The sequence below is a fragment of the Candidatus Thermokryptus mobilis genome (genome assembly GCF_900070205.1).
GTDB classification, from domain to species: Bacteria; Bacteroidota; Ignavibacteria; order Kryptoniales; family Kryptoniaceae; genus Kryptonium; species Kryptonium mobile.
On the sequence record NZ_FAOO01000005.1, the window covers coordinates 80713 to 101786 of the forward strand.

Consider the following 21074-nt stretch of genomic DNA (forward strand, 5'->3'; position numbering starts at 1 on the left):
AGTGCTTATTCAATTTCCTCTGAAGGTAATTTCGGCTCAACCATAATCACTTCCTCACGTTCAACAGCAACAGTTCCCTCAGGAGCTCCTCTTGGCTTTCGGACATATTTTCTTTTCGTGACGACGACCGGAACAAGGCGAGATGTCCTGGCTTGGCTGAAATATGCAGCAATGCTTCCAGCTTGCTCAATGGCTTTTTTGCTCGGTTGTCTTTTCCCCGTCTTCAAAACCACATGAGCACCCGATGTCCCACGGGCATGAAACCAAAGGTCTTCCTTGTCCGAAAATTTAAATGTCAAAAGTTCATTGCTTTTCGCATCCTTCCCAACCCAAACCTCAAAACCACCATCAACAATAAACCTTTTGAACTTTCCGCCAACTTTCGCCACAAGTTTATCTTTAACGATCCCAAACTTTTTCAATTCCTCCAAATTTTTCTCCTTGAATTTTTTAAGCGCATCAAAATTTTCACATAAAGCAAGCTCATCAAGTAAATTTTCAAGTTGTTTAATTTCAAACTTCAACCTTTCAAGTCGCTCTTGAGCGATTTTCAAAGATGCTTTCGTCTTTTTCGCTTTTTCAAAATACATCTGCGCATTTTCAACGGGTGAAAGCGATGGGTCAAGTTTAATTTTTATCTTCTCCCCTTTCTCAGAAAACATATTGACAAGCTCAACCTCTTCTAAACCTTTTTCAATCAAATTTAAATTCGCCATCAAAATTGAACCGTAAACCTCATACTGTTGCGCTCTTTGATTATTTTCTATCTCCTCAATGACCTTTTCAATCGTCCGTTTTCGTTTTTCAACAAGTTCATTCAGCTTTGTTTCAATTGTTTTCTTCTCATCGCGATAACTTTTACTAACCCTTGTTTCAATTACAAACTTTCTTATCGCCTCATTTATGTCGTCAAATTCAATCTTGCGTAGATTGATATGTGTAAGCTCTATAATTGAGAAATATCTTGGGAAAGAACCCTCGTAATAAATTCTCGGCTTTGGATTTTCAAGTTCGGCGCCAACATCAACAAGCGCTTTCCAAATCCTCCCTGCCTCCAACTCACCTGCTCTGTGCAAAATCTCCCTCGCCGTCAGCATATCAATCGTATCAACGCTTTTCACAAATCGCAAAACCGGGTTTTCAATTTTATTTGACTCCCATACATCTTTAAAAGCATTGAAATCGCTCAACATCAAATCATAATTTGAATCCTTTTTCTCACTTTCAAATATTTTCCCAATGTTATCCTTTGGATTCTTGAAACTCGCAATTATCTCATTTTTTTGATTCAACAGGAAGAAATTAACTTTGCCCGTGAAAAATTGAAATATCAATTTCAATCCTGAGGAAAGCAAAATTTCAATTATTCTGTCGGCTTTGTGAATCAAAACATCCCTAATTTCATCGCCAAAAATTTCAGGGAAAATGTCAAGCGAATTTTTCCTCGCTCTTTCAAACTTTGGGCGCAAGAAAATATATCCCTGACCTGTGGCGTTCAGCTCAAGCGCTGAAGCTTCTTCCCCAGCAATTATAATATGCAATGTATCCTTCTCTTGCGTAAACGCCTCAACGATCTGAGAATGGATAAGTTTTGGTTTTATTTGGATGATCAAATTTTTAAGCGTGTGATAGTTCGTCAGCATTGCTTTTATGCCACAATTTTGACTTGAATGGGGAAAATTACGACTTTAAAGACGGGGTTTCATTTTGAAAATTCATTAAAAATTGGTAAATTTTTTTTGGCACGAAATTTGAATTTCTAATACAATGAAAGCGCACCTAAATGAGCACCTTTAGGTGTTTTCCGTTCTTTTAGATTTAGCCCGCCGTAGCACCTCCGTTGGCGATCGGGCGACTCAATTTGCGAGCGCCCGATCGCTTTTTTATTTTAATTTTAATCCTCATCCCGAACTTTTCCCTGTAAAACTTCACCTCATCAGCTACCTCTCTTATAATCAAAAGCCCACGCCCCGACTCCTTAAGAAGATTCTCTTCTTTCCTGGGGTCTGGAACTTGCTCTGGTTCAAAACCTCCACCCTGGTCTTTAACATCTACACGATAACTTCGTTTGAATTCTTTTAAATCTACTAAGACCTTCCTCTCGGGGTCAAGCTTGTTCCCGTGGATCAAAGCGTTTATAAACGCCTCATTTGAAGCAAGATAAATTCTATCAAATTCCTTCGGTGGGATTTTAAAACGCCTCTTCAAATTGAAAAACCACCTCTCAAACTCCCTAACAGAATCAATAACGGAGATGAACTCGCGGTGAGCTTCTCTTATCGGCTTTGCCATAATTTTAATGTCAAATTTAAATTTAAATTCGGAACGAAATTAATTCTGTCACCAAATTTCAAATTTTCCACCCAACCGTCAAATCTAAGGATAAATTTACCGCCCTCAAACTCAATTTCACAAGTTGGACCATAAGCGGTTATCCTTGAATCGGGGACCTTTTCAAGATCAACAAATTTAAATCTTCGCTCATCAAAAATATGATATCCGCATGAAAATCTCAAATTTTCCCGCGCAGCGTGAACCAGCTTAAATCTTAACTCCTTCGTATCAATGAAAATCGTCGGTCTCTCTTTAAACTCCCTCCATCTCATTCTACCGCTTTCGGAGTTTATAACTTGCAACATTCCCTCAAAACTTAATTTATCAAAAATTGGGAAACGAACTGAATCGGAAAAATAAAATTGCCTAAACACATAACTTCTAACGCTATAAACCTTCTCCTCAAAATCGTAAATCGTATAATTTGCCAAAACCGAAAAATTCGCCTTGTTGCGTATCCTTCCAACCTCAAACATAACTGAAGGAGAAAACCGTATCACTCTGCTCCAGTTATTATTTGCACTTCTCGTAGCAAAAATATAAACAAGATGTTGATTATTCAAATCAAACGGAAGCTCAACTGTAATTTCCTTTGATAACTTGACAATGGCAAAAATTCTGAAAAGATGCAAAAGTTCATCTCTGTCGTCGTCATTTAAAAAGCTCGGGGTATCATATCTGAAAAGTGAAACCGAAAAAATGCCACCGATTCTAATTCTGTTTGAGAAATCGTAAGAGATCTCACCACTTAAACCACGCCTTAAAGCATGATTATTTTTTCTTTCCTCGTTTTGTTTGCTCCTTAAAAACCCGCCCTCGGTCATTAATTCATGTTTTTTCGGCGAATGCGTTTCATTTCGCTCGGCGTAGTCAAACGAAAATTTAAATTTCAACTTGCTCAACTCGTAAGATATACCAGCCAACGACTTTAAAATAAACTCATCAATTGAGACATCGTAAAGGGACATCGTTTTGTATCTCACCGCTTTGAATATATTTCTGCTGTTTGCGCTGAAATTCAGATTTATCATAAAATGGCTTGAAATTGGGTAAACAAGGTTAATTTGACCGGAAAATAGTTTTTCATCGCGACCCTCAATGTTATAATTTACGCCATATGTTGCCCTAAGCGTTGGATCAGCGAAAAAATAAAAATCCCTCTTCAACCTTTTTATGAAAAATTCAACTTTGCTTTCAACATCTGATGTAAATTTTCTCCAGAGCGTCAAATTTAAATCCGTGGTGATATTTTTTCTTGGCTTGATGAAGTCCTCCGAATACGTCAAGCTTGTTATCAAGTTGTAGTTTGAAATTTCAAAATTACTCGTATCAACGGAGAGTTTGTAACCCCAGCCGTCGTCTTTTTGCCCCATCTGATAGTCAATTTTATATCCAGCAACCGTTGTGATTGAAAAATTTTTAAAAAAGTCAAACTTCCCGCCTGTCATCAATTCACTTGAAGATGCCCTGTTTAAACCACCCAATTTATCATCTGCAAATGAAATTGAATTCAAAACAACAGCTGAATTAAACCACGATGAAAAACGCCTGAAGAAAATAAATCTAAACTCGTTGTCATCCCTTATGAACTTTCTGTCCGTTTTTATAACCATTTCGGAAAACCTTTCGTAGAGAAAAATTTTGCCAACATTTCTTTCAAAGCGATAGGTTAAAAAACCGTCCCAGTAGAAGTTAAACAACTCACGCCTTACGCCAAATTGTAGGAAATTTTGAGCGTTCAAAATTTGAAAGGAAAGAAAAGCAAATAGTAAAAATTTTTTAAGCCAATACCGACTCAATTATTGTTATCTTTTGTCTTTTTGCGTCAACTCCTATCCTCGCTCCAAGTGGAAGAGTTAATTTCTGGGGGATATGCCCATAGCTCAAATTTGAAATGACGGGGACTTTTAAATTGCCGAGATAATCATTGAAAATTTGTTCAAGCGTTAAGCTTTTCTCTGGCTCCTTCGGGACACAGTCGGTAAACTGTCCAAGAATACAAGCACTTATTTTGCAAAGCACACCGGAATTTTTAAGCTGCGAAAGATAGCGGTCAATCCTGTAGGGTTCTTCGCCGATGTCCTCAATGACAAGAACTGAGCCATTAAAACTTGGTTGATACTTAGTTCCTATAATTGAAGCAATTAAGGATAAATTTCCGCCAAGCAAAGTTCCAGTTGCTTTTCCCGGTTTGAGTGAATTTAATTCAACACCATTTGGATTTTTTATCTCAATTTTTTTCTCCCTTGATGTCAAAATCCTCCAGAAAAATTCTTCTGCGAAGCCATCAAAGTTTGAGTAAATGTCAACCGCAAGCATAGGACCTGAAAATGTAACAAGTCCAGTTCTTTTAAAAATTGCAAGTTGAAGAGCTGTTATGTCGCTATATCCCACAAAAATTTTAGGATTCCTTTTTATCAAACTGTAATTCACTTTATCAAGCAAGCGGGGAGTTCCGTAACCCCCGCGCACACAGATAATTGCTCTGACCTTTTCATCAGCAAACATTTCATTTAAATCGTCGGCTCTATCATCATCCGTAGAGGAAAGATACCCGTATCTTTTAAAGATATGTTTCCCTAACTTAACGTGATAACCAAGTGACTCAAGATATCTAACTCCCTGTTCAATCCGTGTGAAATCATCGGGTGAACTTGCTGGGGAAATTATCCCTATAACATCGCCCTTTTTTAAAGCTGGTGGTTTAAGGATTTTCATTTAACAATTTCATTTTCTTGAGATTCTATGACTTCAATTTTAACGAGCGCCGTTCCATCATTTAAAAAGCCAAGTTGTCTAGCTGCTTCATACGATACATCAATTATTCTGTTCTTCTTGAAAGGCCCACGGTCGTTTATCCTGACGACGACGCTTTTATTGTTAGCAAGGTTTGTCACCCTTACCAATGTTCCAAGTGGTAAAGTCGGATGTGCAGCCGTTAAATCATTCATATTGTAAATTTCACCGCTTGATGTTCGCCTTCCGTGAAATTCCGCTCCATAATAAGACGCAACGCCTATCTGGACTTTTTCAGAATTTTTAAAAGTGTCCTGAGATGAAAAGTGAATTGCGCTTGCGCATGAATCAAATAAAAATGTCAAAACAAGCAGGAAAATTTTAAAGGACTTCATAGATACTTCTCCATATTTTTTCGCTTAAGATAGCTAACGATGTTTTTTACATCCTGAGCTCTATCTCGCTTGCAAATTAAAATCGCATCATCAGTGCTAACGACGATCAAATCCTCAACCCCGATCATCGCTATCAACGATTTATTTGCCTCAACAAGGCAATTTTTTACATCCATAAGTATAACCGATTCATTACTTGAACTGACATAGTTTCCGTTCTCATCTTTCGGGGCGAGGTTATAGACTTCCTCCCAGCTTCCAACATCGCTCCAACCGAAATCGGCTTTTATAACATACGCCTTGTCCGTTTTTTCCATAACCCCATAATCAATTGAAATTGCCCTCATCCTTCCATAAGCACTTTCAAGAACCGCTTTAAATTCATCGGTGCCAATTGCGGAGTCAATTTTCATCAACTCGTCATAAATGTCAGGCAAATGTCGCGCTATCTCATCAAGTATCACATCGGTCCTCCAAATGAACATACCGCTATTCCAGAGGAAGTCACCGCTTTCAAGGAAACGCTTTGCTGTCTCAAGGTTTGGCTTCTCAGCAAATGTTTTGACCTTAAAAACTCCCTTTTGCGAGAGATCGTCGTTGTAACCCTCAATGAACTGTATATACCCATAACCAGTTGATGGATAAGTCGGCTGTATCCCGATCGTTATGAGACCCTTGGTCTGATATGCGGTCTCAATTCCAATTTTTAAAATTTCAATAAACCTTTCCCCATCTTTTATTAAGTGATCCGATGGTAAAACAACCATAACCGCATCGGGCTGAATCCTTTTTATAAACAAGCTCGCAAGCCCAATGCACGGAGCTGTGTTTTTGGACAGTGGCTCAAGGATTACATTTCGAATCGGAAATTTCGGAAGGACTTGAACGAGTTCAGCAGTTTGATTTCTGTTTGAAACAATGAAAATATCCTCTTCTGGGATCAAAGGGTTTATCCTTTCAATTGTTTGCTCAATTAAAGATTTTGAGGAAAGTATGTTGAGAAATTGTTTGGGTTTTTTTGAACGACTTTTAGGCCAAAATCTTGACCCAACCCCGCCCGCCATGATGACAGCAAATGTCTTCATAAGAATTTCCTTTTTGTTTTTTAATCCCTTAAATAAACCCTTGGAACTCTCGCCGAGACATTGCAACAAACTTCATAAGGGATCGTCCCTATCAATTTTGCAACATCCCAAGCGGTGATTTCACAATCTCCAAATAAAATCACATCATCGCCGACTTTTACTTCATCTTCTAAACCAACATCAACCATTATCTGATCCATCGTCACAGTCCCGACAACTGGGAAAATTTTCCCATTGATAAGCACCTTACCACAATTTGTAAGCAAGCGGTTGTAACCATCGGCATAACCAATGGGTATAGTGGCGATCCTTGTCTTCTTTTGAGTTATAAATCTTCGCCCGTAACTTATGCTCGTCCCTGGTTCAACTACTTTCAAAAAAGCAACCCTTGATTTCAAAGTCATCACAGGGCGAAGCTCAACCTTATTTAAAACATCAAGTGACGGATGATAACCATAAAGCATTATGCCAGGTCTAACCATATCAAGATATGTCTGCGGAAGGTCAAGTATCGCTCCAGAATTTGCACAATGTTTAATTGGTATTTTGATACCGCTTGATTCAAGCGCTTGAATAAGTTCAATAAACCTCTTGAATTGAAGATTTGCATATGTTTTGTCTTTTTCATCAGATGTAGCAAAGTGCGTGTAAATTCCCTCAATTATAAGATTTCCGTATCTCTGGTTTAACTTTCTCACAAATTCAAACGCATCTTTAAAATTGATGCCAACCCTTCCCATTCCTGTATCAACTTTGATATGACATTTTATCTTTCGCCCCAATTTTCCAGCGAATGAATTGAACTTTTCAGCGATGTCAATTGTGAAGATCGTCGGCGTTAAATCATACTTAAAGAACAACTCAATTTGATGTTCAAAAGGTGCTGTGAAGACAAGGATTGGTGTTTCAATTTCATTTTTGCGAAGCTCAACCCCCTCCTCTGGGATAGCAACGGCAAGATATTCCGCCCCGAGTGAAATAGCTAGTTTTGAAATTTCAACGGCTCCGTGTCCGTATGCATTCGCCTTTACAACAGCCATAATTTTGGTCTTATCCCCAACGAGCTTTTTAACCTGGTTAAAATTAAACTCAAAAGCAGAAAGATTAATCTGTGCAACAGTGGGTCTCATCACTTGATTTAAATTTTCTTGTGAGAAAAATTTTCAAGTCGTCAAAATTATAAAAAATCTCGTCAACACATCCAATTATCCAGGACGGAATTTCTTCAAAATCAAAATTTGAAACAAGGTAAATCGGCTTGTTAAGAAACTTCGCAATTGTTATCTCACCCTGCGTCCCCGCTCCTTCCCTTGCACTTTCATCCCAGTAACAAATGACATAGTCACATTCAGCTATTGCCTTTAAATCCCTTTCAACGATATTTTTGATTATCCCTTTAAAAATTTCCGGAGTACCTTTTTTAGCCCCCCTCAAATTGATATTCGGATGATGTTCAGAAAGAAATTTTTCAGTTTCAATGACTGGATTAAAAACATCGTGTTTCAAATTTTCCCGAAGCCAGCTTTCAATTTCCCAGCGCCACCTTAAACCACCATCTTTTGAATGTTCCATCCCTCCGGAAAGATAAACTTTCAACTTTCTAACCAGAATTTGTTGAGAAACCAAGGTAAAATATACGCTTATGAACCCTTTTAATCAAGCCTTTACATCGTCGGGAAGCGCTTCAATCTTCGCACTACACCTTGGACATTTATAACCGCTGGATGTTTTTCTATTTGGCTTTACTATAAGCGGATAACCACACTCTGGACAAGGTTTTTCAATTGGCTTATCCCAAAGGATGAAATTACATTTTGGATAATTTGAACAGCCATAAAATGTCCTTTTTCGTTTCGTCTTCCTTTCAACGAGCTCCCCTTCTAAACATTCAGGACACTTTATACCAGTCGTGATTGACTCCGTATATTTACAGCTTGGATAATTTTCACAGCCGTAGAATTTCCCGAATCTCCCCCTCCTTAATATCAACCTTCCTCCACATTCGGGACATATTCTAACTTTTTCAAGTTCTCCATCCGCTGGGAATGCCATCGTATACGAGCACTCCTCATTTGAACAAACAAGATATTTACCATATTTATCTACTTTAACAACCATCCTTGAACCACATTTCTCACAAATTATATTTGTCTCTTCCTGGATCAGCTCCCTTATTTCATCTTTTCGTTCTTGAAGATTTTGCAAATGTTCCTCAAAAGGTCTGAAAAATGAATCAACGACTTTAACATATGTTTTTTTACCAGACGCTATCTCGTCAAGGTCTTCTTCCATCCGAGCGGTGAATTTATAGTCAAATATATCCGGGAAATTCGCAACTAAAATTTTATTCACAGCAAAACCAAGGTCCGTTGGAACAAGCCTTCTTTCTTGAAGTTCAACATATCCACGCTCAAGAATTGTACTTATGATTGTGGCGTATGTGCTAGGTCTACCGATTCCCCTTGATTCAAGCTCCTTGACAAGCGTTGCCTCTGTATATCTTGAGGGTGGTTTCGTGAAATGTTGCTCAGGAACTAAATTAGTCAATTTCAAAATCTCACCGACTTTTATGTTAATCGGGATTTTATACTCCCTCTCATTGCTTTCTTTTTCATCAACGCTCGCTTCTTGATAAATTTGCATGAACCCATTGAACTTAACAACTGAGCCAGTAGCCCTGAAAAGATAATTGTCAGCAACTATGTCAACAACAGTTTGATCAAGAACAGCCGATGTCATCTGACAAGCAACGAAACGATTCCATATCAACTCATAAAGCGCAAATAAATCATCGCTAAGATATTTCTTCACAGCCCTTGGTTCATATTTCATAGATGTCGGTCTAATTGCTTCGTGAGCGTCTTGACTAACCTTTGATTTTTTATAAACTCGTGGCACTTGCGGGAGATATTCCTTTCCATAGTTGTTGAAGATAAATTCCCTAACTGCATTTACCGCCTCATCACTTATCCTTGTTGAGTCAGTTCTCATATAAGTGATCAAACCAACTCTACCCTCTTCCCCGATATCAACGCCTTCGTAAAGTTGCTGTGCAAGAAGCATCGTTTTTTTAGCTGAGAATTTCAACTTGTTATTCGCTTCTTGTTGAAGAGTGCTGGTTATAAACGGAGGAGCGGGATTTTTAAGGACTTCCTTCTTTTGAATATTTGAAATCGTAAATGTCTTTTGTTTCAACTCCTTAAGGATTTTTTCCGCAGTTTCTTTATCCGGGATTTTCGGCTCTTTACCGTCAATTTTAAAAAGTTTCGCTTTTAAAATTTCTCCCGACCCTGTCTTAAACTCAGCTTCAATTGTCCAGTATTCCTCAGGCTTAAAATTCCTTATCTCTTCCTCTCTTTCGCAAATGAGGCGAAGAGCAACTGATTGAACTCTACCTGCAGATAGTGAAATTTTCTCATTTACAACCTTTTTCAGGAAAGGGCTTATTCTGTAACCGACTATCCTATCAAGAACTCTTCTCGCCTGCTGTGCATCAACAAGATTCATATCAATACTGCGAGGTTTTCTCATCCCCTGCTCAATCCCCGTGCGTGTTATCTCAGTGAAGAGAACACGATAAATGTTTGGGTTTATCCTCTCTATCTCGGTTTTGATATGCCAAGCGATCGCCTCACCTTCCCTATCTGGGTCAGTTGCTATGTAAACCTTGCTGACTTTACCTGCGAGACTTTTTAGCTTCTCAATTATCTCTTTCTTTCCACGAATTACAACATAGCGGGGTTTGTAATCATCCTCAAGATCTATCCCAAGCTTTGATTTATCCTTCGGGTTCTTCGGGAGGTCTTTAACATGCCCAACGGAAGCTTCAACAATAAAATCTGGACCAAGGTATTTGCTTATTGTTTTTGCTTTAGATGGAGATTCAACTATGAGAAGATTTTTAGCCATTTTTTAAACTGCCTTTATTTTAACAAAAAAGCGACGGCTAGAAATTTGCCGTCGCCATTTACATTATCGGCGTAAATTTCCCACTTTCATTTTCATCACAATGACGCCGTCTTCTTTTCCCTTTCTTCAACTTCTTCCTTGGTTTCAACCTTTTCAATTTCTTCTTCCTTCGTCCTCACTATAATTCTGCGGTAATCTTTATCTTTGTTTCTAAATCCAGTTCCTGCCGGGATCAATTGACCGACAACGACATTTTCTTTCAAGCCCCTCAAATAATCAACCTTTCCTTCAATAGCAGCGTCAGTCAGAACACGCGTTGTCTCTTGGAAGGACGCTGCAGAAATCCAGCTCTCAGTTGTAAGAGCAGCGCTTGTTATACCAAGCAAAACAGGCTCAAATTCAGCTGGTTGAGCAGGACGATATTCCGCCGGCTTCTTCCTCCTCTTTTTCAGCTCAGCATTTTCCCTATCAACTTCTATCTTCCTCTTCAATTGCCCAACCTTGAATTTTGAATCTCCCTTGCTTGTTATAACTACCATCTCTCTGATCTTCGCATTCTCATCATCAACCACATCTTTATCTACTATGTCCTTCTCAAGGAACTTCGTGTCACCTGGCTTATTTATCTTAACCTTCCTCATCATCTGCCTAACGATGACTTCAATGTGCTTATCGTTTATCTCTACACCTTCATTTCTATAAACATCTTGAATCTCATTAACAAGGTATTGCTGAACGGCGTTAAGTCCTTTTATCTTCAGAATTGCGTGCGGATTAATCGGTCCATCTGTCAATCTATCGCCGGCATACACTCTATCACCATCTTCAACAAGTAAATGTTTCGTTTGAGGTATTTTATATTCTTTCTCAAAACGACCATCATCGCTGACGATTTTAACGATGTAGTAATTTCCTTCAGTTTTTACACTTACAACGCCGTCAATTTCAGCAAGTTCAGCTGGGTTGTTCGGTGTTCTCGCTTCAAACAGATTAACGACCTTCGGCAAACCTCCAGTTATATCTCTTATCTTTGCTTGTTCTCTCGGTATCTTAGCGATTATATCACCGGCATTTATATGTCCACCTTCTTTTAAATCAGGATTAATCAACGCTCTAACTGGGATCGGCTGGAAGTATTCCTCACCTTTTGAATCAACGATTTTAACCCTGGGAACCTTGCTTTTGTCCTTTGACTCAATTATAACTTTTTGCAAATGACCTGTTGTTTCATCCGTTTCCTCACGATAAGTGACATCTGGGATAAGGTCTATGAATTCAACTCTACCGCCTTTTTCAGCAATTATAACGGAGTTATACGGGTCGGTCTCATAAAGTTCATCATTCTTTTTGACGGTTTGACCATCTCTGACTTTCAAGTCGGAACCATAAGGTACAGCATACTTCTTCTCTTGACCATCTTTGCCAGTGATGAGCAGATATCCTTGCCTGGAAATCACACGCAGGACAGTTTGCGCTCCTTCGTCATCCACTTTTTCATAAGGTATGTACCTTATATTCACAAACTTAACAACGCCGTCATTTTTCGCATAGATTTTTGAAGGTCTGTATCCACCCCCGGCAACGCTTCCACCGGTGTGGAAAGTTCTAAGTGTAAGCTGAGTTCCAGGCTCACCGATTGATTGAGCAGCGATTATCCCAATCGCTTCACCGACCTCAACCATTCTTCCTGTTGCAAGGTTTCTACCGTAACACTTCACACATACACCGTATTTTGCTTCGCAAGTCAAGACCGAGCGAACTTCCACCTCTTCAATGTTAGCTTCTTCAATTTTCTGTGCAATTTCCTCATCAATTTCCTGACCAGCTTGAACAATTATTTCTCCTGTTGTTGGGTTATAAATATCGTGCAGTGAAACACGACCTACAATTCTTTCAGCCAATGTGACTCTTATCTCTTCACCACCTTCTTCTTTTAGGGCGCTAAGTGTTATTCCTCTTACAGTTCCGCAGTCCTCTTCGGTCACAACAACATCTTGCGCAACATCAACAAGTCGCCTTGTGAGATAGCCAGCGTCTGATGTTTTTAAAGCAGTATCCGCAAGACCTTTCCTGGCTCCGTGCGTTGATAGGAAGTACTCCCAAATTGAAAGACCCTCACGGAAGTTAGATAAAATTGGATACTCAATCATTTCATACGGCTGACCCGTCATCCCCTTCTGTGGTTTCTGCATCAAACCTCTCATACCACCTAATTGCCTAACCTGATCTTTTGAACCTCTTGCACCGGAATCAAGCATAACAAATAGAGGATTGAAACCTTGATTGACCCTTGAAAGCTCATCAAACAAAACCTTTGCAACTTTTTCAGTCGCAGCTGACCACTCATCTATAACTTTGTTATATCTCTCGGAATCTGAAATCGCCCCCTCAAGATAATCTTGCCAGTGTGCATCAACCCGGCGCTGATATTCCTCTATTATCTTGTCTTTTTCCTTTGGGACAATTACATCTGGAACACCAATTGAGATACCCGATTTAGTTGCGTAATAATAACCCATATCCTTCATCTCATCAAGAAACTCAGCTGTTCGGACATTCCCAAATTTCTTGTAAATTTTCGCTATCAAATCAGCCAACTTCTTTTTCGTCAAAAGCTCGTTGACAAAGCCGATTTCCTTTGGGACTATCTGATTAAATAAAACTCTCCCGGTCGTCGTCTCAATAATCTCATATTTACCTGTCTCGTTGTTGAAAATCCTAACCTTTATCTTAGCGTGCAGTCCAAGCTTCCCACTGTTGTGAGCGATTATAACTTCTTCGGGCGAATAAAAAGTTTTCCCTTCCCCTGGTTCACCGCTTCTTTCTTTTGTCAGATAATACAATCCGAGAACGATGTCCTGCGTTGCAATGGTAATTGGCTTTCCATCCGCTGGTTTTAGAAGATTATGACTTGAAAGCATAAGAATCCTCGCCTCAAGCTGCGCTTCATAAGAGAGCGGAACATGAACTGCCATCTGGTCACCGTCAAAGTCGGCGTTAAATGCAACGCAAACAAGTGGATGCAATTGAATTGCCTTGGCATCTGTAAGGACTGGTTGAAATGCTTGTATGCTAAGACGGTGCAAAGTTGGAGCACGATTCAAAAGAACGGGATGCCCATCAACAACCTTTTCAAGTATCTCCCAAATTATTGGGTCCTTTCTCTCTATTATCCTTTTTGCTGTTCTCGCTGCTTTGGCATAACCGCGCTCCATAAGTTTTCGGATCAGGAACGGCTTGAACAATTCAACTGCCATATCCTTTGGCAAACCACACTGGTGAAGCTTAAGCTCAGGTCCAACAACTATTACCGAACGCCCAGAATAATCAACTCTCTTCCCAAGTAAGTTCTGCCTAAATCTTCCTTGTTTACCTTTGAGTATATCCGAAAGCGATTTCAAAGGTCTATTCGTATCAGCTTTAACTGCACTTACACGCCTTGAATTATCAAGCAAAGCGTCAACTGCTTCTTGAAGCATTCTCTTTTCATTCCTTAAAATTATCTCTGGCGCTTTTATCTCCTTCAAACGTTTCAATCTATTATTCCTAATTATCACCCTGCGATAAAGATCGTTCAAATCGCTTGTCGCAAACCTACCACCTTCAAGAGGAACAAGCGGTCTTAACTCCGGAGGAATTACAGGTATATGCGTCAAAACCATCCACTCGGGTCTATTGACCTCTTGCTCAGTTGTTTTCCCAGTTCTAGTTTGAACTTCTTTCGGTTTAAAAGCTTCAACAACTTTAAGTCGCTTCAAAATCTCTTGCTTCTTCTGCTCAGATGTTTCACTGATAAGTTGTGCTCTTAACTCGGCGGAAAGCTCTTCAATGTTGATGTTTTTCAAAAGGTCAAGTATCGCTTCTCCACCCATCTTTGCGATAAATTTATCGGGATGGTCGTTCGGAAGCTTATCATTGTCAGGAAATCTATCAAGTATCTCTTGATACTGTTCCTCGGTTATCAAATCTTTTTCCTTTAAACCCGTCTTCCCCGGCTTAATCACAACATATGATTCATAATAAACAACTTTCTCAAGGTCTTTTGTAGACATCCCAAGAAGAGCTCCAATTTTGCTCGGGACAGACCTCAAGTACCAGATATGAACAACGGGAACCGCAAGTTCTATGTGACCCATCCTTTCCCTTCGCACGCTCCTTTGTGTAACCTCAACTCCGCATCTGTCACAAATGACACCCCTGTATCTGATCCTTTTATATTTACCGCAATGGCATTCCCAGTCCTTAACTGGTCCAAAAATTTTCTCACAAAAGAGACCATCCTTTTCGGGCTTATACGTCCTGTAATTTATCGTCTCCGGTTTTGTCACCTCACCTCTTGACCACTGGAGTATCGTATCAGGCGAAGCAAGACGAATTGAAACCTTTGAGATCTGTTTTTTCTTTAAAAGACCTTCTTTGACGATTGGGAGTTTTTCCATTTTTAAAACCTCCTAAAGAAAATTTATTTTTGTTTATTCAACTCTCACATCAAGACCAAGTCCCTGAAGTTCACGCACAAGCACATTGAAAGATTCAGGGATACCCGGCTCAGGTAGGTTATCACCCTTGACAATCGCCTCATAAGCTTTTGAGCGACCTTGTATATCATCAGATTTATAAGTTAACATTTCCTGCAATGTATATGCTGCGCCATACGCCTCAAGCGCCCAGACCTCCATCTCCCCAAGACGCTGTCCTCCAAACTGAGCTTTACCTCCGAGAGGTTGCTGAGTGATGAGCGAATACGGACCAATTGACCTTGCATGTATTTTATCCTCAACCATATGGATAAGTTTCATCATATAGATGTAACCGACGGTTACCTCTTGATCAAACGGTTCGCCAGTTCTTCCATCATAGAGAATCGTCTTGCCTGTTTCAGGCAATCCTGCTTTTCTTAATTCCTCTTGGATGTCTTCCCAAGTTGCTCCATCAAATATCGGGCTTGCATACTTAACACCAAGCTTTTTAGCAGCCCATCCAAGCGCCGTCTCAAATAATTGCCCAAGATTCATTCTTGAAGGAACACCAAGCGGATTCAAAACGATGTCAACAGGCGTTCCATCAGGAAGGAAAGGCATATCCTCAACAGGGGCAACTTTCGCAATTACACCTTTGTTTCCATGGCGACCAGCCATCTTATCACCAACCTGAAGCTTTCTCTTTTTCGCAACATAAACACGAGCAAGTTGAACAACCCCCGGTTGAAGTTCATCAACTTGAATCTTATATTTCTCAATTTTCGCCTCTGTCTCTATGTCCTGGAGCTTTTTAAGATAATTTTGATAAAGTTGTTTCTTCAACTGATTTTTCTTTGAATTCTCAACCCAATCAGCATCATAATCAAGCTCGTCAAGCTCCTTGATGTGCGACCTGAAAATTTCCGGTTTAAGGATGACATTCGCCCTAATTACAGTTTCGCCTTTCTTATTCCTAATTCCAAGCGATGTTTCCCCTTCAAGTAAAATTCCGAGCTTTTCGGCGAGTTTTTCCCTTGCTTCTTCAATTGCTTTCTTTCTCCTTCTCTCAATACTATCAAGAAGTTTCTTTTCTTGCCGTTTTGTTTCGGCATCTTTCTTCCTGCGCTGGAAAAGTTTAGTCGCTATAACAACACCCCTCAACCCAGGACTTGCTCTTAAAGACGCATCCTTAACTTCGCCTGCTTTCTCACCGAAAATAGCCCTTAAAAGCTTCTCTTCGGGCGTTGGCTCTGTTTCTCCCTTTGGAGTTATCTTACCAATTAAAATATCTCCTTCCTTAACATATGTCCCCACCTTAACTATACCATCTTCATCAAGGTCTTTGATTGCTTCCTCGCTAACATTTGGAATTTCACGAGTAAACTCCTCCTCCCCACGCCGTGTATCGTGAACCGCAAGCTCAAATTCCTCTATATGAATTGATGTGAAGGCATCCTCAGCGACAAGTTTCTCGCTCACAATTATAGCATCTTCAAAATTATAACCCCTCCATGGCATAAATGCAACAAAGACATTTCTACCAAGCGCAAGCTCCCCATGGTCAATCGCCGGACCATCAGCAAGGACATCTCCCTTTTTAACACGCTGTCCAACCCTTACAACTGGTTTCTGGTTTATGCAGGTATCCTGGTTTGTCCTGGCAAACTTTGTCAGCCTATACTCAACTGTGTATTTGTCATCAAAACTCAAAATCTCTTCAATGCTTCCTTTTTTATGATCATATTCAACGATGATCTTTGTCGAATCAACATACTTAACAACCCCATCCCCTTCGGCGACGATCATCATCCTTGAGTCACGAGCAACTTTATCCTCAAACCCAGTTCCAACAAATGGTGCCTCCGGCCTCAAAAGTGGAACCGCTTGCCTTTGCATATTTGAACCCATAAGTGCTCTATTTGCGTCATCATGCTCAAGGAACGGTATCAAAGAAGCAGAAACGCTGACAATCTGGTTAGGGGAAATGTCCATGTATTGAACTTCCTCTGGTCTCACGACAACGAAATCCCCACCTTTTCTCGCCTTGATTTTATCAGTCAAAAACCTCCCACTTGAATCAATAGGAGCATTTGCTTGAGCAATTATAACTTCTTCTTCACGATCAGCACTCAGATATTCAATTTCGTTTGTAACCCTTCCGTTTTTAACTTTTCTATAAGGCGTCTCAATAAATCCAAACTCATTTACCCTCGCAAACACAGCAAGCGAGGCAATAAGCCCAATGTTTGGACCCTCGGGCGTCTCTATCGGGCAAAGACGACCATATTGAGTATAGTGTACATCTCTAACCTCAACCCCAGCTCTTTCCCTCGTCAAGCCACCTGGACCCAATGCACTGACTCTGCGCTTATGAGTTATCTCAGCAAGTGGATTTGTTTGATCCATAAACTGGGATAGCTGGCTCGTTCCAAAAAACGAATTAAGAGCATTGGCGATTATCCTTGAATTGACAAGCTCTTGTGGCGTGAGCTTCTCTGTCTCCCTTAAATTTAACCTCTCTTTTATCGTCCTCGCCATTCTGGCAAAAGCAGCGTTTAAAACTTGCCCCAATTGCTCAGCAACAGTTCTAACCCTACGATTACCTAAATGATCAACATCATCAATTCTTTCCCTACCGCTTTGCAAACGAACAAGATACTTAATAATCGCAACTATATCTTCTCGTGTTAATGTCGTCTGATTTATAGGTACATTAAGTTTCAAGCGAGAATTAATTTTATACCTTCCAACTTCCCCAAGATCATATCTTTTAGGATTAAAAAACCACTTTTCAATTATGCCCCTTGCCGTTTCAGCTTCCTGAGGTTCACCAAGGCGTAACTGTTTATAGATATGCTCAATCGCATCTCTCTCAGATTTTATAGAGTCCTTGTCCATCGTCTTTAAAATTATCTCTTTAACATCTGAGTCGCCTTCCTTCCAAACAAGCAACTTCTTTATATTCGCTTCCCTAATCCTCTCCAATGCCTCTTGAGTTAACTCAGAGTTTCTCGTTAGGAGAATTTCCCCAGTTTTTAAATCAACGACATCGCTTGCAACAATTTTACCGATCAAATTTGTCATTTTAGAATCGCTGACGGAAACTTCTTCAACGAGTTCAAACAACCTCAAGATATCTTCATCGCTTGAAAACCCAAGAGCTCTCAAAAGCGTCGTCACATAAAACTTCCTCCTCCTGTCAATGTAAACATACATCATATCCGTAACATCCGTCGTAAACTCAAGCCAAGAACCCTTAAGCGGTATAATTTGCGCCTGATATGTCTTCAAACCGTTCGGGAAAACCGTCTCGTCAAAGAAAACGCCCGGAGACCTTTGAAGCTGATTGACAACTACCCTTTCAGCGCCATTTATGATAAATGTTCCTCTCTCTGTCATATACGGCAAATTCCCAAGGAAAACATCCTGTTCAATCGTTTCAACATAATCAACATGGCTTGGGTCTAACTTTGACGATAGGCGAAGTTTCGCTTTCAATGGCACCCCGTATGTCAACCCACGCTCTTTGCATTCCTCAATTGTGTATTTCGGTTTGTCAATGTAGTATTCAATGAAATCAAGAACATAAACTTCTTTTGAATCTGTTATCGGGAAATTCGCCTTAAATACAGCTTGCAAACCCTTATTTTCACGCTTGCTTGGCGGAACATCCTCTTGAAGAAATTCTTTAAACGATTTAAGCTGAATCTCCAGTAAATCCGGATAATCAAGCACATTCTTAATACGCCCGAAAGAAATTCTTCCCGATGCTGTGATTTCTCTCTTTTTACTCAATTTTTATCACTCCTTGAAATTTTAATTTTAAAAAAGCAACAAGCCGATAACCCCAAAAGTTCATCACTTTTAGGAAGTTACCGGCTTGACGAAAATTTAATTTTTTTGTTTTTCAAAATTTAAATCTTCGGAAGAATTATTTAATTTGAACTTGAGCGCCAGCTTCTTCAAGTTCCTTCTTTATCTTCTCCGCCTCTTCTTTAGAAACACCTTCCTTTATCGGTTTAGGTGCACTGTCAACGAGGTCTTTTGCTTCCTTAAGTCCAAGTCCAGTTATTTGCCTGACTATTTTTATAACATTCAACTTTTGAGCCCCTGGATTCACAAGTATAACATCAAACTCCGTCTTTTCCTCAGCTGCTGGTTGTGTCCCCGCTGGAGCTGGACCAGGGACACCCGGTACAACAACTGGAGCCGCAACCGCTGCAGCACTTACGCCAAACTTTTCCTCAAGGATTTTCTTTAACTCAACTGCCTCAAGTAATGTGAGTTTCTCAATTCTTTCTACGATCTCCTCAACTATTTGCGATGGCATTTTTCCTCCTCTATAATTTTTGTTTTTAAAATTCTTTTATGAACCTTTTTCCTCAAGTTTTTTGGCAATTGCATCAATTACAAGAACAAGTTCGGATAAAACAGCATTCAAAGCGAAAACTATGCCACTGGCAGGTGAAGCTATACTTCCAATTATACCTGCGATAATATCCGCTTTTGAAGGCAAATTTGCAAGCTCATCAAGCTTTGAACCATCATATACTTGCCCCTCAATGAAAATCGCCTTAACCGATGGCTTGTCAATTTTACCCTTCACCTTCTTAATCAATCTCACTGGCGTGATTGGGTCATCGTACCCAATTGCAACAGCTGTTGGACCTTCAAGATATCTAAACAAATCATCATAGCCACCGACATTCTGCATCGCTATCCTCAAAAGGGTATTTTTCGCAACTTTATATTCCACACCAGCGCTCTTCAGCTCTTTTCTCAACTCATTCACCTCAGCAACTGTCATCCTTGTAAAGTCAGCCAAGACAACGCCTTTGGCTTTTGAAAATTTTTCAGCCATCTCAGATATGACCTTTGCCTTCTCCTCTCTCTTCATCTTTAACCTCAAAATTTTTTAAGTTAAAAATATCACCTCTCTGAAAAAGAGTGCGCTCTCTTTCACCAGAGATGTTGGCTTAGAAGCAACCCTTTCTATGATAAACTCATAATAGAGTTCTTATCAATCTTTATCCCTGGACCCATCGTACTTGAAATAGTGATGTTCTTTATATACTGACCCTTAACCGATGGGGGTCTCAACTTTATAATCGTTGAAAGCAATGTCTTGATGTTCTCAATCAGCTTCTCATTTTCAAATGAAATTTTCCCAACCGAAGCGTGAATGTTTCCAGCTTTATCAACTCTAAATTCTACTCTACCCGATTTCGCTTCTCTTACTGCTTTTGCTACATCATTGGTTACGGTGCCACTTTTCGGGTTAGGCATCAAACCTCTTGGTCCAAGTATCTTACCAAGTTTTCCAACCTCACCCATCACCTCTGGCGTTGCAATTATAACATCAACATCCGTCCATCCTTCTTTTATCTTGTTTATATACTCATCAAACCCAACATAATCAGCACCAGCTTCAATTGCTTCTTTCTCCTTTTCTGGTTGCTTCGTCAAAACAAGAACGCGAACCTTTTTCCCCGTCCCGTATGGTAAAACAACTGTCCCACGAACCATTTGATCCGCATGTCTTGGGTCAACCCCAAGACGAACAGCTATATCAACCGTTTCATCAAACTTCGCTGTTGCGGTTTCCTTAACCTTTTGGACCGCTTCTTCAAGTGAATACGCCTTTGATTTATCAATTTTCTTCAGCGCTTCAAGATATCTTTTGCTGTGCTTCGCCATTTCCCTTTTCAAAATTAAATTTTTAATCAACCACTTCAATCCCCATGCTCTTAGCCGTCCCCTCTATCATACGCATCGCAGCTTCAATATCATCAGTGTTCAAATCAGACATCTTCATCTGCGCAATTTCCCTTATTTGCTGACGTGTGACCTTGCCAACTTTAACACGCTTTGGTTCGGACGATCCTTTCTCTACCCCCGCTGCTTTTTTCAGCAAAACAGAAGCAGGGGGTGTCTTTACAACAAATGTAAAGGACTTGTCTGAATAAATCGTCACAATAACAGGCAATATCAAACCCATTTTATCCTGGGTTCGCGCATTGAACTGCTTACAGAACTCCATTATGTTTATCCCTCGTTGACCTAAAGCAGGTCCAACTGGTGGCGCTGGGGTTGCTTGCCCACCAGGTATTTGTAACTTAACATATCCTACAACTTTTTTCGCCATCCCAATTAAA

Annotated in this window: 14 protein-coding genes and 1 pseudogene; all 15 read right to left on the minus strand. The window is 39.9% G+C overall.

What is annotated here, in order from left to right; genetic code table 11:
- Positions 1 to 5 precede the first annotated feature (5 nt).
- Positions 6 to 1643, minus strand: coding sequence for an Rqc2 family fibronectin-binding protein (locus FKZ43_RS04570; RefSeq protein WP_140944695.1), 1638 nt, complete (start codon positions 1641 to 1643; stop codon positions 6 to 8).
- A 175-nt stretch (positions 1644 to 1818) separates the two neighbouring features.
- Entirely contained in the window at positions 1819 to 2292 is a 474-nt protein-coding gene (locus FKZ43_RS04575) for an ATP-binding protein (protein WP_140944696.1), read from the minus strand.
- The gene (locus FKZ43_RS04580; protein ID WP_140944697.1) at positions 2277 to 4076 is read right to left on the minus strand and encodes a hypothetical protein; all 1800 of its coding nucleotides are present in this window, start codon (positions 4074 to 4076) and stop codon (positions 2277 to 2279) included. The genes FKZ43_RS04575 and FKZ43_RS04580 overlap by 16 nt, the downstream gene beginning before the upstream one ends.
- Before the next feature lie 37 nt (positions 4077 to 4113).
- On the minus strand, positions 4114 to 5052 hold the full coding sequence (locus FKZ43_RS04585) for a S66 peptidase family protein (RefSeq protein WP_140944698.1): 939 nt from the start codon (positions 5050 to 5052) through the stop codon (positions 4114 to 4116).
- Between the two features lie 14 nt (positions 5053 to 5066).
- Positions 5067 to 5465, minus strand: a pseudogene (locus FKZ43_RS04590) (septal ring lytic transglycosylase RlpA family protein); the annotation flags it as partial.
- The gene (locus FKZ43_RS04595; RefSeq protein WP_140944700.1) at positions 5462 to 6550 is read right to left on the minus strand and encodes a mannose-1-phosphate guanylyltransferase; all 1089 of its coding nucleotides are present in this window, start codon (positions 6548 to 6550) and stop codon (positions 5462 to 5464) included. The gene FKZ43_RS04595 and the pseudogene FKZ43_RS04590, both read right to left, overlap by 4 nt.
- A gap of 20 nt (positions 6551 to 6570) precedes the next feature.
- On the minus strand, positions 6571 to 7680 hold the full coding sequence (gene alr / locus FKZ43_RS04600) for an alanine racemase (RefSeq protein WP_140944701.1): 1110 nt from the start codon (positions 7678 to 7680) through the stop codon (positions 6571 to 6573).
- Positions 7655 to 8122, minus strand: a complete 468-nt coding sequence (locus tag FKZ43_RS04605; RefSeq protein ID WP_140944702.1) for a TIR domain-containing protein — start codon at positions 8120 to 8122, stop codon at positions 7655 to 7657. Before FKZ43_RS04605 ends, alr begins: the two co-directional genes overlap by 26 nt.
- Before the next feature lie 84 nt (positions 8123 to 8206).
- Entirely contained in the window at positions 8207 to 10459 is a 2253-nt protein-coding gene (topA, locus tag FKZ43_RS04610) for a type I DNA topoisomerase (protein ID WP_140944703.1), read from the minus strand.
- Between the two features lie 95 nt (positions 10460 to 10554).
- Complete coding sequence (gene rpoC / locus FKZ43_RS04615) at positions 10555 to 14898, minus strand: DNA-directed RNA polymerase subunit beta' (protein WP_140944704.1); 4344 nt, start codon at positions 14896 to 14898, stop codon at positions 10555 to 10557.
- Positions 14899 to 14931: 33 nt separating this feature from the next.
- Complete coding sequence (gene rpoB, locus FKZ43_RS04620; RefSeq protein WP_140944705.1) at positions 14932 to 18714, minus strand: DNA-directed RNA polymerase subunit beta; 3783 nt, start codon at positions 18712 to 18714, stop codon at positions 14932 to 14934.
- A 136-nt stretch (positions 18715 to 18850) separates the two neighbouring features.
- Entirely contained in the window at positions 18851 to 19249 is a 399-nt protein-coding gene (gene rplL / locus FKZ43_RS04625) for a 50S ribosomal protein L7/L12 (RefSeq protein ID WP_140944706.1), read from the minus strand.
- Positions 19250 to 19285: 36 nt separating this feature from the next.
- Positions 19286 to 19816 carry a 50S ribosomal protein L10 gene (rplJ, locus tag FKZ43_RS04630; RefSeq protein ID WP_140944707.1) on the minus strand — a complete coding sequence of 177 codons (531 nt, stop codon included), beginning with the start codon at positions 19814 to 19816 and terminating at the stop codon, positions 19286 to 19288.
- Between the two features lie 95 nt (positions 19817 to 19911).
- Positions 19912 to 20616 carry a 50S ribosomal protein L1 gene (gene rplA, locus FKZ43_RS04635; RefSeq protein ID WP_140944708.1) on the minus strand — a complete coding sequence of 235 codons (705 nt, stop codon included), beginning with the start codon at positions 20614 to 20616 and terminating at the stop codon, positions 19912 to 19914.
- A gap of 22 nt (positions 20617 to 20638) precedes the next feature.
- Entirely contained in the window at positions 20639 to 21064 is a 426-nt protein-coding gene (gene rplK / locus FKZ43_RS04640) for a 50S ribosomal protein L11 (RefSeq protein ID WP_140944709.1), read from the minus strand.
- Positions 21065 to 21074 lie beyond the last annotated feature (10 nt).

What these genes read in the sequence shown, in the direction of transcription:
- FKZ43_RS04570 (WP_140944695.1), bottom strand. Translation starts at nt 1,643, where the DNA reads ATGCTGACGAACTATCACACGCTTAAAAATTTGATCATCCAAATAAAA.
- FKZ43_RS04575 (WP_140944696.1), bottom strand. Translation starts at nt 2,292, where the DNA reads ATGGCAAAGCCGATAAGAGAAGCTCACCGCGAGTTCATCTCCGTTATT.
- FKZ43_RS04585 (WP_140944698.1), bottom strand. Translation starts at nt 5,052, where the DNA reads ATGAAAATCCTTAAACCACCAGCTTTAAAAAAGGGCGATGTTATAGGG.
- FKZ43_RS04595 (WP_140944700.1), bottom strand. Translation starts at nt 6,550, where the DNA reads ATGAAGACATTTGCTGTCATCATGGCGGGCGGGGTTGGGTCAAGATTT.
- alr (WP_140944701.1), bottom strand. Translation starts at nt 7,680, where the DNA reads ATGAGACCCACTGTTGCACAGATTAATCTTTCTGCTTTTGAGTTTAAT.
- FKZ43_RS04605 (WP_140944702.1), bottom strand. Translation starts at nt 8,122, where the DNA reads ATGGAACATTCAAAAGATGGTGGTTTAAGGTGGCGCTGGGAAATTGAA.
- topA (WP_140944703.1), bottom strand. Translation starts at nt 10,459, where the DNA reads ATGGCTAAAAATCTTCTCATAGTTGAATCTCCATCTAAAGCAAAAACA.
- rpoC (WP_140944704.1), bottom strand. Translation starts at nt 14,898, where the DNA reads ATGGAAAAACTCCCAATCGTCAAAGAAGGTCTTTTAAAGAAAAAACAG.
- rplL (WP_140944706.1), bottom strand. Translation starts at nt 19,249, where the DNA reads ATGCCATCGCAAATAGTTGAGGAGATCGTAGAAAGAATTGAGAAACTC.
- rplJ (WP_140944707.1), bottom strand. Translation starts at nt 19,816, where the DNA reads ATGAAGAGAGAGGAGAAGGCAAAGGTCATATCTGAGATGGCTGAAAAA.
- rplA (WP_140944708.1), bottom strand. Translation starts at nt 20,616, where the DNA reads ATGGCGAAGCACAGCAAAAGATATCTTGAAGCGCTGAAGAAAATTGAT.
- rplK (WP_140944709.1), bottom strand. Translation starts at nt 21,064, where the DNA reads ATGGCGAAAAAAGTTGTAGGATATGTTAAGTTACAAATACCTGGTGGG.